General features: G+C 55.4%; 8 protein-coding genes. All 8 read left to right on the top strand.

Features of this window, described 5'->3' with window-relative positions; genetic code table 11:
• Positions 1 to 51: 51 nt before the first annotated feature.
• The gene (locus tag FH603_RS19045; protein WP_186739285.1) at positions 52 to 1,038 is read left to right on the top strand and encodes an ABC transporter permease; all 987 of its coding nucleotides are present in this window, start codon (positions 52 to 54) and stop codon (positions 1,036 to 1,038) included.
• Between the two features lie 22 nt (positions 1,039 to 1,060).
• Complete coding sequence (locus FH603_RS19040) at positions 1,061 to 2,017, top strand: sugar ABC transporter substrate-binding protein (RefSeq protein ID WP_186739284.1); 957 nt, start codon at positions 1,061 to 1,063, stop codon at positions 2,015 to 2,017.
• 285 nt (positions 2,018 to 2,302) lie between these two features.
• Positions 2,303 to 2,989 (top strand): RNA polymerase sigma-70 factor, encoded by a 687-nt coding sequence (locus FH603_RS19035; RefSeq protein ID WP_235985462.1) that lies wholly within the window; start codon positions 2,303 to 2,305, stop codon positions 2,987 to 2,989.
• A gap of 70 nt (positions 2,990 to 3,059) precedes the next feature.
• Positions 3,060 to 4,061 carry a FecR family protein gene (locus FH603_RS19030; RefSeq protein ID WP_186739283.1) on the top strand — a complete coding sequence of 334 codons (1,002 nt, stop codon included), beginning with the start codon at positions 3,060 to 3,062 and terminating at the stop codon, positions 4,059 to 4,061.
• A gap of 28 nt (positions 4,062 to 4,089) precedes the next feature.
• Complete coding sequence (locus FH603_RS19025; protein WP_186739282.1) at positions 4,090 to 7,590, top strand: SusC/RagA family TonB-linked outer membrane protein; 3,501 nt, start codon at positions 4,090 to 4,092, stop codon at positions 7,588 to 7,590.
• A gap of 19 nt (positions 7,591 to 7,609) precedes the next feature.
• Positions 7,610 to 9,115 carry a RagB/SusD family nutrient uptake outer membrane protein gene (locus FH603_RS19020; protein WP_186739281.1) on the top strand — a complete coding sequence of 502 codons (1,506 nt, stop codon included), beginning with the start codon at positions 7,610 to 7,612 and terminating at the stop codon, positions 9,113 to 9,115.
• A gap of 141 nt (positions 9,116 to 9,256) precedes the next feature.
• Positions 9,257 to 10,174, top strand: coding sequence for a ThuA domain-containing protein (locus FH603_RS19015; RefSeq protein ID WP_186739280.1), 918 nt, complete (start codon positions 9,257 to 9,259; stop codon positions 10,172 to 10,174).
• Between the two features lie 51 nt (positions 10,175 to 10,225).
• A complete protein-coding gene (locus FH603_RS19010; RefSeq protein WP_186739279.1) occupies positions 10,226 to 13,396 on the top strand; it encodes a PVC-type heme-binding CxxCH protein in 3,171 nt (1,056 codons plus the stop codon).
• The last annotated feature ends 2 nt before the right edge of the window (positions 13,397 to 13,398 follow it).

The raw sequence follows: 13,398 nt of genomic DNA, 5'->3' as shown, positions 1-13,398 counted from the left end.
AGAATCACGGCGGTATCCGTCTCTCCACGGGATTAACGTTTAAAATCAGGCATGAAAAACGGCTTTACAACCTCCTTCAATCAGGTTAGCACGTCATACAAAACACGCGTTCAGGGTATTGGCAAGTACGGGTTACTGGCTGCCTTCCTCCTCATCTGTATCGCCCTGTCGGTCCTGACGCCCCGTTTTCTGACGGTCCAGAACCTGATGATCATTGTAACCCAGGTGTCCATAAACGCCTTGCTGGCCTTTGGGGTCACGTTCGTTATCATCACCGGCGGCATCGACCTGTCCATTGGCTCTATGGTGGCCGTAACGGGCGTCGTAGCGGCCTCTTTCGCCCACCCCGATACGTTTCCCGTTGCGGTTCCGTTGCTGATGGGCCTGCTGGCCGGGGTAGCTTTCGGTGCCTTCAACGGCTTTGTCGTTACCCGCAGCAACGTGCCGCCTTTCATTGTCACGCTCGGCACCATGACCATCGGCCGGGGGCTGGCCCTGATCCTGAGCAACGGCCGCCCCGTTTCCAATCTCTCCGACTCGTTCAACTTCATTGGCGGGGGCAAAGTGCTGGGCGTTCCTACGCTGATCATCCTCCTCATCGTTGCTTTCATTAGCTGCACCATCGTCCTGAGAAAAACAGTGTTGGGGCGATACATGTATGCCGTTGGGGGAAACGAGCAGGCTGCCAGAGCGTCGGGTATCCGGGTCGGGGCCGTTAAAATGGCCGTTTATACCCTCTGTGGCGGCCTGGCGGCACTGGCGGGTATACTCCTGACATCGCGCATCACGACTGGCCAGCCCAATGCCGGAGCCGGGTTTGAACTGGACGCCATTGCGGCTGCTATCATTGGCGGCACCAGCACGTCGGGTGGTAGCGGAACCATGACCGGAACCCTTATCGGTGCCCTCCTGATCGGCGTCATCAGCAACGGGCTGGACCTGCTCAACGTGACCTCCTATTATCAGCAGGTCGTAATGGGCATTATCATCATTGGGGCCGTTGTGCTCGATAGTTTACATAACAAGACCAACGCGTAACCCGCCCTAAAACCACCCTGATATGAAACGTATACGCATAGCCACCCTGAGTCATGTCCTTTTCGCTGTTCTTCTACTGGTGGGCTGTAACCAGTCGACAAGTAGCGAGAAAGGAGCGGGTGGCGGCAGTAAAAAACTGGTTGTGGGCGTCACTATGCTCAGTATGCAAAACGAGTTCATCGTCAATGTCCACGACGAGATGGCCAAAAAAGCGGAAGCCGAGGGCGTTGACCTGATCACCGTCGATGCGGAGCGGTCGCCCCTGAAACAGGTGGAACAGGTCGAGAGCTTCATTGCCCAAAAAGTTGACGCCATCATCATGAATCCGTGCGAAGTGGAAGCCAGTTCACCCGCCGTGACGAAGGCCCTGGCCGCCGGGATTCCGATTATCAACGTCAATTCAGAAACCAGCACCAAACCATCGGCCTTTGTGGGTTCCGACGATGTAGAGTCGGCGAGAATCGCGATGAAATTCATTGCCGAAAAACTGGGCGGGAAAGGGAATGTCGTGATGATGCACGGCTACATGGGTCAGGCTGCTCAGATAAAACGGGAACAGGGTGCCCGCGAAATCCTGAAGCAGTACCCTAACCTGAAACTGCTGGCCCAGCAGACCGGCGAGTGGGACCGGGCGAAGGCCATGTCGCTGATGGAAAACTGGATTCAGTCCTATGGCCCGCAGATCAACGCGGTCTTTGCCCATAACGACGAGATGGGCCTGGGTGCGGTAAAAGCGCTGGAGGATGCGGGCTTGAAAAGCAAGGTTATCGTCGTCAGCATCGACGCCATCCCCGACGCGCTGCAGGCGGTGAAAAAAGGTACGCTGGACGCCACGGTTTTTCAGAATGCCGAACAGCAGGGGTCGAAAGCTATTGAAACGGCCCTCAAAGCAGCCAAAAGACAGGCGTTCGAGAAACAGACCCTTATTCCATTTCAGCTGGTCACCACTGCGAATGTAGCAACCTTCCTCAAGCCGTAGCAAACGGTACTGTAGGTGGGGTATGGTTGATGGCAAGAGTGCGGTCAGGAATCTAACCGCACCCTAGCCATCAACCATACCCCACATTTCTTTTGTAAGCCATTTGGTGTCGGCGGCATCACACTCTCATCCAGGGCCTTACAGGACGGGGAAGTAGCAATTTCCCCTATTTTTTGTCTTTATTTTAGAAATTATACGAAACAGCTAAGGGGTTTTTACTCAAATGTTGTCTTTACTTATATAGGATTGAACTTTTTATAGGCATCATTTAGAAAGCGGTAGACTATGCAACGTCAGCTGATCGAGTCAGAACGTCAAAGGCGTCCGGTGAATGTCGAGGAAGTGGTTCTACCGGGTCCCGATAGCGAGACAACGCCTGAAATGCCCGCAACCCGCGATACGGAATTCTTTACACGGCTGGCCTTTCAGGACAGCCCCCAAAAAGGGTGTGAACTGCTCTTCCGGCGGTACCACCAGGCTTTATGCAGTCATGCGGTGCGGTATGTCTACTCCAAAGAGACGGCAGAAGATCTCGTGAGTGAGGTGTTCTGCAAGTTCTGGAAGACGAAAGCCTACGAAAATATCACCTCATCATACCGCTATTACCTGTTCCGCAGTGTTCGCAACGAAGCCTTCAACTACCTGCGTCTGGAATTTCACAAACTGGAAGATATCGAAACGGCTCTGATCCAGGAAGCATCTTTCTGCCAGCGACCCGACCAGATCATGCAGTTCGAAGAGGTCCTGCATACCGTAGAAGACCTGGTTGAACGACTGCCGCCCCAGTGTCGAAAAGTATTTCTGCTCAGCCGATTTGAAGGGAAAAAGTACCAGGATATCGCCACCGAACTAGGGCTTTCGATCAAGACCGTCGAAGTCCACATCGTCAAAGCGCTGAGTATTGTCCGAAAAGGGCTGAAAGATCACTGGCTCACCGCGGTCGGCATGATCGGGTATGTGTTCGCGGGCTGATGTCGTAGCGGCAAATCAGTAGTCAGGAAGTCACCGGGAGGATAGCGGCTGGAAACCACATCAACAGAACATGGAATCAGAAATCGACAAAGACTTTATATTCAGTCACTTCGCCCGGAAAACGTCGCCCTTGCAGCGCGAACGGATTGCCCAGTGGCTGCGCCATACAGCGAACGAAGAGACCTATTATGAGTGGCTGGAAGAGTGGGAGAACAAACACCCCCAGTACGTTGCTCAGACAGAAGTCGCTTATCAACGGTACGCTGATTTTCTGGTCAGGAACCCTGCTGACGAATCGGATATCGAATCGGTACCGCTCACGTCGAATTGGCGGAAGTGGTTCAGTAGGTCGTGGCTCATGGCAGCATCGGTCCTGTTCCTGCTCGGTATCTGTGCTTTTCTGGGACGCAACCAGCTCCTCTACCGCACTTATGAGACTGCTTATGGCGAAACCCGATCGGTGCAGCTGCCTGATGGAAGCCGGGTAAGCCTGAACGCCAACTCCCGCCTGCGGGTGCCGCGCTGGGGATTTGGAAACAGCACCCGGGAAGTGAAGCTCAGGGGAGAGGCTAACTTCGATGTCAGACACACAGCCAGCCATCAGAAATTTGTCGTTAAAACGCAGAAAGGGCTGCATGTGATTGTGCTGGGCACGGATTTTACGGTTTTTTCGCGCGAGCGGGGTGTTCGGGTTGCGTTGAACAAAGGCCGCGTCAGGCTCCAGTATCAGGAAGGAGCTACCCACCGGCAGTTGTTGATGAAGCCGGGACAACTGGCCACCCTCGACCGGCAAAATCACATCGCCCTTAACACCATCAAACGACCGGAACGGCGGCCATCCTGGAGTGAGAAACGCTTTGTTTTCGATGAGACCCCCCTGCGCGAAGTGGCTTATATGCTGGAAGAAAGCTATGGGCTACAGGTTGAGATCAACGATCCCGAACTGGCTCAACGGGTACTGGTCGGCTCGCTACGAGCCGAAAATGCCGATCAGCTTCTACAATCTATCTCCCAGCTCCTCAATGTTAACGTCATCCGGCAGGAAAACCGGGTGCAACTGATTAGTCATTAACCCTCACTAATTCAACCTTTTATCTTGTATGGAAAAGTATCTACTCAGATCCCTGAAAGCAGGGGTCTCTCTCCTGCTATTGCTTTTAGGTATACAGCCAGGCTGGTCCCAGTCAGTTATCCTGGCCAGTAACGTGCGGCAAAACCCGTCTCAGCCTGTCAATGCAAACGTTCGTCAGCTTAAAGATGTGCTAGCCGATCTCAACAGCCGGTATGGTGTCAATATCCTCTTCGAACTCCGTGCAGTAGAAGGACTGCCGGTGCCGATCGAGACGGTCAACGTGAAGGCATCGCTCGAAAAAAATCTGGATAACGTACTGAGCCCGCTGGGGCTGCGCTACAAAAAAGTAAATACGAACTCATACCTGATCGTTGGCAGTAAAAAACCCAGAAAAGTAGCGGATACCGATGAACGGCTACCAGAACCAGAACTGCCGATGCCCGATAGCCGCCAGTCTTTACTGGCCGACCGAAGCCTGAAAGAGGTTAGACCCGCTATCACTGTGGTGGCCGATCGAAGCATTACGGGTACCGTAAAAAGTGAAACCGACGAGGTACTGCCGGGGGTGAGTGTGGTGATCAAAGGCACCACGCGGGGCACCACCACCGACGCCGGGGGTGGCTACAAGATGACCATTCCCGATGAAGCGGGCGCTGCGGCTACCATACTGGTTTTTTCATTTGTAGGATACCTTAACCAGGAAGTCACCGTCGGCAATCGTACGACGGTAGATGTGCAGCTGGCTCCCGACGATAAAACGTTGAACGAAGTTGTCGTCGTGGGCTACGGGGTTCAGAAGAAATCGGATTTGACGGGAGCGGTGGGTACGGTAAAAGCCGACGTCCTGATGGAGCGGCCGGCCGCTTCGCTCAACCAGGGACTGGCCGGCCGCATCACGGGGGTCAACGTGTCAGTCAACTCGGGCCGGCCCGGAGGGCGGTCGAACATTCGCATCCGGGGAAATACATCCGTGAGCGTTGCCAACAACCCGCTGTATGTTATCGATGGGGTTATCCTGAACGCGTCCGGACTGACCAATGGCAGTACGCCCATTGATTTCATCAACCCGAATGACATTGCCAGTATCGAAGTGCTGAAAGATGCATCGGCAACGGCCATTTACGGTGCCCGGGGTGCTAACGGCGTTATTCTGGTAACGACCAAGCGGGGCAGCCAAACGGGCGGGCGTATCACGTACGATACCGACTTCAGCGTTGGGGTACTGCCCCGCAAAATTCCCCTGCTGAACTCCCGGGAATTCCTGCAGGTAGAAGACATTGCCTATCAGAATGCCCAGAAGTATGATCCTGTCGGGTGGGCCGGGGGCAAGTACAAAGATCCTCGAACCAAGCGGACCAACCCGCTGCTGTTCGATGCCAGTGGCAATCCGCTCTACGATACCGACTGGCAGGACGAAACGTTTCAGAGAGCCTTTACCCAGAACCATCAGCTGTCTTTTTCGGGCGGCAATGCCAAGGATAGCTACGGCGTATACCTCGGCTACCGGAATGAGAATGGGCTGGTTAAGGAGTCGTACCTGAAGCGTTATGCCGGCCGGTTCGTGTTCGACAGCCAGATCAAAAACTGGATCAAGGTAGGCGGAACGCTCAGCTATAACGATCAGAACGAGAATCAGGTCGATCCGCTGGGAGCCGGTGGGATCATTGCAATGCGGCAGGTGCTGGAAGCGCTGCCCATCATTCCGGTGAAGTACCCCGACGGCCGGTGGGCTGGTAATGAAGACTACCCCGGTATGGAAGGGGGCGGTAATCCGATCAATATTTTGAAGGAGCGCTTTTTCTACGTGAAGACCCAAACCATGCTGGGAAACGTGTATGCCAACATCAACCTGACCAAAGACCTCGAACTGCGCACGACCCTCGGCACCAACGTGATCAATCAGGAGACGGATGAATATGCGGGTCGTACGCTCAACTACATATCCCGCAACCAGGGCGGTACGGCCAGCGTCACCAACGAGCGGCATAACTCCTGGCAGTTCGAGAACTACCTGACCTATAACAAACGATTTGCGCAGCAGCATTCGGTTACGGGTCTGCTGGGCCTGGCCTGGCAGCATGTCGACCGGTTTATGAGCCGGGCTGCTACCCAGAATTTTCAGGATGACTATTTTCGCTACAATAACCTGGGCGCAGGGTCGGTTCCTCAGGCACCTACCTCGTCGGCCGTTGGCTACGGGTTGAACTCATACTTCGGCCGGGTAAACTACGGGCTAAAGGATAAATACCTGCTGACGCTGACCGGGCGCGTCGATGGATCGTCGAAGTTCGGGTCGGCCAACCGGTATGCGTTCTTCCCGTCGGCTGCGCTGGCGTGGCGCGTAATCGAGGAGGACTTCATGAAAAACGTGCGGCCGGTCTCGAACCTGAAAATACGCACCAGCTACGGCGTAACCGGCAACTCGGAAATAACCGCCTATCAGGCGCTGGCCGGCATGAGCAACTACTCGGTAATTTTTGGGGGCTCGCGGGCCATTGGCGTCGGAACCGGGCGGCTGGCCAATCCGGACCTGCGCTGGGAGAAAACGCATCAGGTCGATGCCGGTATCGAACTCGGTCTGTTTCAGAACCGGCTGTCGCTGGAGATGGATCTGTATCGCAAGCTGACTACGGATATGCTGCTGAGCGCCCCGGTTCCGTATAGCAGCGGGTATGAGACGGTTTCCAAGAATGTAGGCAGTATGGAAAACCGGGGCCTTGAGCTGGCTATCAACAGCGTCAACGTCAACCGGGGCGGGTTCTCCTGGAATACCACCTTCAATATATCGTTCAACAAAAACAAAGTCATCGCCCTGACCGGTGGCTCCGACATCTTCGTTGGCTACACGGTGGTGCGTGAGCAGGAGCCGGTTGGTTCTTTCTTTGGATTTGTACATCAGGGAACCTGGGGAACGGCCGAAGAAACGGAAGCCGCCAAATACCTGAAAAAGCCGGGCGACGTAAAGTATCAGGATGTCAACCAGGACGGGGTCATCAACGACAAAGACCGGGTCATCATCGGAAAAGGAATTCCCGACGGATTTGGCACTCTGCTGAACACCTTCAAATACAAAAACTTCGACCTCACCCTCGATTTGCAGTTCATGTATGGCAACGACGTGCTGTTCAGAAGCCAGCACTCGGCCGAAGATCGTCAGGGAATCGCCAACAGTTTCAAAACCGTGCTGAACGCCTGGACGCCGGAGAACCAAAATACCCCTATTGCCCAGTTCAGACCAGTTTCGGCGGGTTATAACACCAACGAAGACACCCACCGGGTGCAGGACGGGTCGTTCATCCGGGGCAGGAACCTGCTGCTGGCCTATAACTTCTCACCCAACGTGATCAACAAGCTCCAGCTGAGCCGGCTACGGGCCTATGCGTCGGTGCAGAATTTCTTCCTGTCAACAAAATACGTAGGCTACGATCCGGAAGTATCTACGTCGGGTAGCGCCTTCGATCAGGGCGTAGCACTCTACGATTATCCCAAGCCCCGGGTCTTTATGGTTGGTCTGAACATTGGTCTTTAACCCATTCAAAACTGGTACTATGAAAACGACGATACACATCACGATGAAGTGGCTGCTCGTGGCGGCACTGGTTACGGGCGGATCGGGCTGTTCCGACTTCCTGGAAGAAACCGACAAATCGAATTTCACCGTAGATAATTACTTCACGAAACCCGAACACGCGACTAGTGCCGTCAACTCCATTTACGAAAACCTGAAAACAACGACGGGGGGCGGCTTCGGTGGAGCGCCCTGGATGATGCTTGAATTCGGGACCGGACTGGCCAATACCGAGTTGGGGCAGGCCCAGAACAGTATCTTCGTCAGGAACCTGGTCAACACCTCCGACAATGAATATAGCCGGGTATACTGGGTGGCCAGCTACAAAGGGATTGGCAACGCCAACCTGGTCATCGCCAGACTGCCGGGCATCGCCATGGATGAAGTGGCCAAAAAGAAGTCGCTCGGCGAAGCCCGGTTCCTGCGTGCTCACTACTACTTTAATCTCGTCCGGATATTCGGGAAAGTCCCCCTTATTACGGAGCCGGTCGAACTGGCATCGACGACGCTCTATCCCGACCAGGCAGCCGAGGAAGACGTCTACAAACTAATTGTCGATGACCTGACAGCGGCCGAATCGGCCGGGTTGCCGTTTGCCGACCCATCCGGCCGGGTTTCTACCGGGGCCGTAAAGTCCCTACTCGCCAGTGTGTACCTGACGATGGCAGGCTACCCCCTGCAAAAAGGGGCTGAGTATTTCAAGAAAGCCGCCGACAAGGCCAGCGAGGTCATAGCCGCTAACCAGTACAGCCTGTTCCCAACCTACGACGACCTGCACAGTCCGGCGAAAAAGAACGTAGGGGAAAACATCTTCATGGTTCAGTTTGCTACCAACATTCAGCCGTCGGGCTGGCAGACGTCCATCATCCCCTATAACCAGGGCATATCGGCTTACTCGGACGAGACGGGGGCTATTTTTGCCAACAAAGAGTTTGTCGAGTCATACGAAAAAGGGGATCTGCGGGCGCAGGAGAAGCAGTTCTACTACCGGAACTATTCGCTCAGCAGCGACCGCGCAGCCCTGGTCGACCTGGGTGGGTATTATATCTACAAGCACTTCGATACGCAGGCACACCTGACTACGGCGAACAGCGATTTGAACTGGCCGTTGATCCGCTATGCCGAGGTGTTGCTTACCTATGCCGAAGCGGCCAACGAAGTGTCGGGACCAACGGCCGATGGGTATGCCGCCGTTAACGCCATTAGAAAACGGGCCAAATTGCCCGATCTGGTGGGTTTGACGAAAGAGCAGTTGAGGGAGTCGATCTGGAAAGAACGCTGGTATGAACTGAGTTTCGAGAACAAGACCTGGTTCGATATGGCGAGGCTCCGGAAAGCGTTTAACGTGTCGACCAAAGGGTTCGACAGCTTTGTTGGCCATAAATTCTCCTATGGGCCTGTCCTGAAAGAGCGGGAACTGTTGTTTCCCATACCAACGGCCGAAATCCGAAATAACAGCAGGCTAAAGCAGAATACAGGCTACTGAAGGGGCGCTCCCGGTTCGTTACACGCGGGTGTTTGGTGCTCAGCGGGTAGCGGATTGGGGGCTGTTCTCATCAATTAAGTAAATTCTGCCCGAAATTGCCTTACCCTGGAAGTACGCGTCAACTGTATCGAACTGCCCTTCATGAGAACTAAACGCCGAGTTTTTCTTCAACAGGCGGCCGCCCTGCTGGCTCCCATCTCCCTAAACTGGACCGATGCCTTTGCCCGGCTAGCCCACACAGCGACTACGGGTGTCAATAAACCCTATGTTGTCTTCGTCACCGGCGACCATGAATACAGTGGTGAGCTGACCCTGCCGCTGATTGCCGCCGAGCTGGAAAAGAACTACGGTATGCGCACGAAGGTCCTGAAAGCCGCTCCCGACTACAATGGCGAGAAAGATATTCCTGGTCTGGAAGTTCTCAAAGAGGCTGATCTGGCCGTGTTTTATCTCCGCTGGCGGCTGCTGCCGCAGGAGCAGCTCACGTTCATCGACGAATACCTCAAGTCGGGTAAACCCGTTATGGGCTTTCGCACCACTACCCACGCGTTTAACTTCCCCGACGGCGACGAGCGTAAACGGTGGAATGCGTTTGGGGAGTTCGCGTTTGGTGCCCCGCCGGGCTGGGGTGGCGACGCCAAACATACGCACTACGGCCACAAAAGCACCACCGACGTTACGGTCATTCCCGAAGCGGCCAAACACCCCATCCTGACGGGCGTGGAGCCGAGTTTTCACGCGTCGTCGTGGCTGTACCGCGTCCTGCCCGACTACCCGGCCAAAGGGGCTGTGCCGCTGCTGATGGGCAAATCGGTCAATCCCGATAAGCCCGCTATCGACAACCCGGTAGCCTGGACGTGGCAGAACCAGTGGGGCGGCAAAGCCTTCATGACCACGCTGGGCCATCCGGAAGATTTTCGGGTAGAGTCGTTTCAGCGGCTCGTGATCAATGCCATTCACTGGGAACTGGGTAAGCCGGTTCCCAAAAGCCGCGGTGCCGACCGCTGGAAAGGGCCGCTGGCGATCAACGTTCCCTATGGCCACCCCAGCAAGTCCTGACCGGATTGGTGGACCGCTCACCTATTTCAGCTACTATTCTTACCAATCGTCATGATTCAGCCGAAGAGAAACAGATTTGGAGGGTGGCTCCTCGCAGCGGGATTTCTGCTTATTGCCGGGAGTGCTTTTCAGGTAAATGAATTTCAATCGCTGCCCCTGTCCAAGGGGTCGCGCATCGTTCTGCTGGGCAACAACCTGGGATCGAGGATGATGAACTACGGCCATTTCGAAACCGAAATGCAGGTGCGCTATCCTGAGCAGTCGCTCTTCATCCGCAACATGTGCGACGGGGGCGATACGCCGGGATTCAGACCCCACGCCAGCCGCAACCTGCCGTGGGCGTTTCCCGGTGCCGAGAAATTTCAGACCGAGCTGGCCAAAAACTCCGAGAGCGAAGGTCATTTCGATACGCCCGACCAGTGGCTTGCCCGCCTGAAACCCGATGTGATCGTGGCGTTCTTCGGGTATAATGAGTCGTTCCAGGGCCGGGAAGGACTTGCCAATTACAAGGCTGAACTGGATGCCTTTATCAAATGGACGCTGAGCCAGAAATACAACGGGACTACCGCTCCGCAACTGGCCATCGTATCACCTATTGCCTTCGAGGACCTTTCGTCCCTGTATGATCTGCCGAACGGTAAAAAAGAGAACCAGAACCTGTCGCTCTACACGAAGGTGATGCAGGAGGTTGCCGAACAGAACAAGGTGCTCTTCGTCGACGCCTTTACGCCGTCTCAGCAGTGGTACGAAAGCAGTGCCGAACCGCTTACCATCGACGGCTCTCAACTGAACGAAGAAGGGTATAAAAAACTAGGGGTACTGCTGGCCGATCAGGTGTTTGGCAAGACCGCCCCCAAAGCCGGGACTAACCGGGAACTGGTGCAGGCGGCCGTGCTGGAAAAGAACTGGATGTGGCATAACGATATTAAAGTTCCCAATGGCGTTCATGTGTACGGCCGGCGGTACAATCCCTTCGGGCCGGACAACTACCCGGCCGAAATTGAAAAGATCCGTGAGTTGACTGCCATCCGGGATACGGCGGTTTGGCTGGCGGCTTCGAAAGGCGAAAAAATGGATCTGGCCGCTGCCGACAAGCGGACGAGGCCACTCCCGCCGGTAAAAACCAATTTCAACCCGGAGAAGAACGGTAGCCTGCAGTACCTGTACGGGCAGGAAGCCCTGAGCAAGCTAAAGGTGCCGCAGGGGTATAAAATCGAGCTGTTTGCGTCGGAAGAAGAGTTTCCGGATCTGGCCAAACCCATGCAGATGTCGTTCGATGGCAAAGGCCGGCTGTGGGTGGCGGTCATGCCCAGCTACCCGCATTACAAACCGGGTGATGCCAAGCCGAACGACAAAATCCTTATTCTGGAAGATACCAACAACGACGGCAAAGCCGACAAGCAAACCGTTTTTGCCGATGGTCTTCACCTGCCACTTGGTTTCGAAATTGCGAAAGAAGGCGTGTACGTCTCGCAGGGTACCAACCTGAAGCTGCTGACCGACACCAACGGCGACGACCGGGCCGACAAACGGGAGATCCTCCTGAGCGGGTACGACGATCACGACACCCACCACAATAGCCACGCCTTTTGCGTCGACCCCTCCGGTGCTATCTACTCGGGCGAAGGCGTATTTCTGCACACCAACGTAGAAACGTCCTACGGTCCCGTTCGGGCTACCAACGGCGGATTTTACCGCTATAGCCCCCAGCTTCATAAACTGGAGCGGACGGCGCAACTGTCTATTCCAAATCCGTGGGGTATTGCGTTCGATGATTGGGGGCAGCCCTTCTTTGCCGAGACATCCAGCCCGGATGTGCGCTGGATGATGCCCGGTTCGGTATTGCCGCGCTATGGCGAAGCTACCCACAAATCGGTTCAGTTAGTGGAAGAAGCGCATCGGGTGCGGCCTACCTCCGGTCTGGAGTTTGTGTCGAGCCGCCACTTCCCCGACGATATTCAGGGCGACTTCCTGATCAACAACACCATTGGGTTTCTGGGCATGAAAGAACACACCCTGGTCGATGACGGCACCGGCTACAAAAGCCGCCACCGGGCCGACCTGGTCGTGAGTGAAGACCGGAACTTCCGGCCCGTCGATATGGAGTTCGCCCCGGACGGGTCGCTGTACCTGATCGACTGGCACAACATCCTGATCGGTCACATGCAGCACAACGCCCGCGACCCCCTGCGCGATCATTCGCATGGCCGGGTATATCGGATTACCTACCCGTCGAGGCCATTGGTGACACCCGCTAAAATCGACGGAGCCAGCATCGACGAACTGCTGAACAACCTGAAACTGCCCGAATACAGGACCCGGTACCGGACCCGGCGCGAACTGCGCGGACGGGATGCGTCGCAGGTGCTGGCCAGACTGAATACCTGGGTGGCCAGTCTGGACAAGACCGATCCCCGCTACGAGCATCACCTGCTGGAAGGATTATGGGTGAGCTGGGGTATGAATAAAGTTGACCAGAAGTTGCTGAAACAGGTTCTCAACGCCAAAGACTACCACGCCCGGGCGGCTGCCGTTCAGGTGGTGCGTTATACGGGTCATCAGGTTCCCAACCAGGCCGATCTGCTGATGCAGGCGGCACGGGACGACAACAGCCGGGTTCGGCTCGCGGCCATCGTGGCGGCTTCCTGGATCGGCAAAGAAAAAGGGTTGCCTGTCCTGGCTGAAGCGGCTAAAAAGCCCCTCGACGAGTGGATGGTACATGCCCATGAAACGGCCGTTGCCCACCTGAACGGGGTACCGGTAAAAAAGGTGGCGGAAAAAGTAGTGAAGTCGACGCTGAAGGGCGAGGAGCTGGCTCTGTATACGATGGGTAAACAGATTTATGCCAAAGAAGGCTACTGCACAACCTGCCATCAGGCCGATGGGAAAGGGCTGGCCGCTTCCGGTTTTCCACCCCTGACGGGTACCAACTGGGTGTCGGGCAACGAAGAACGGCTGATAAAAATAGTGCTGAAAGGGGTTATGGGCCCTATTGAAGTGGTAGGCAAAACCTATCCCGGTCAGGTGCCGATGACCCCGTTTGGTGGGCTCCTCAAAGACGATGAGGTAGCCGCTGTGCTGACCTATGTCCGAAATTCGTTTGGCAATACGGCCCCGGCGGTTTCTCCCGATCAGGTGAAGAAAGTGAGGGCAGCTACCGAACGCAAGACCGACTTTTATTCGCCGACCCAGTTGCTCAAAGAGCATCCGATGGAAAAGTAATC

The sequence above is a fragment of the Spirosoma utsteinense genome (assembly GCF_014282275.1).
GTDB lineage: Bacteria > Bacteroidota > Bacteroidia > Cytophagales > Spirosomataceae > Spirosoma > Spirosoma utsteinense.
The sequence above is the reverse complement of the archived record's forward strand: the minus strand, read 5'-3'. Positions and strand labels throughout refer to the sequence as shown.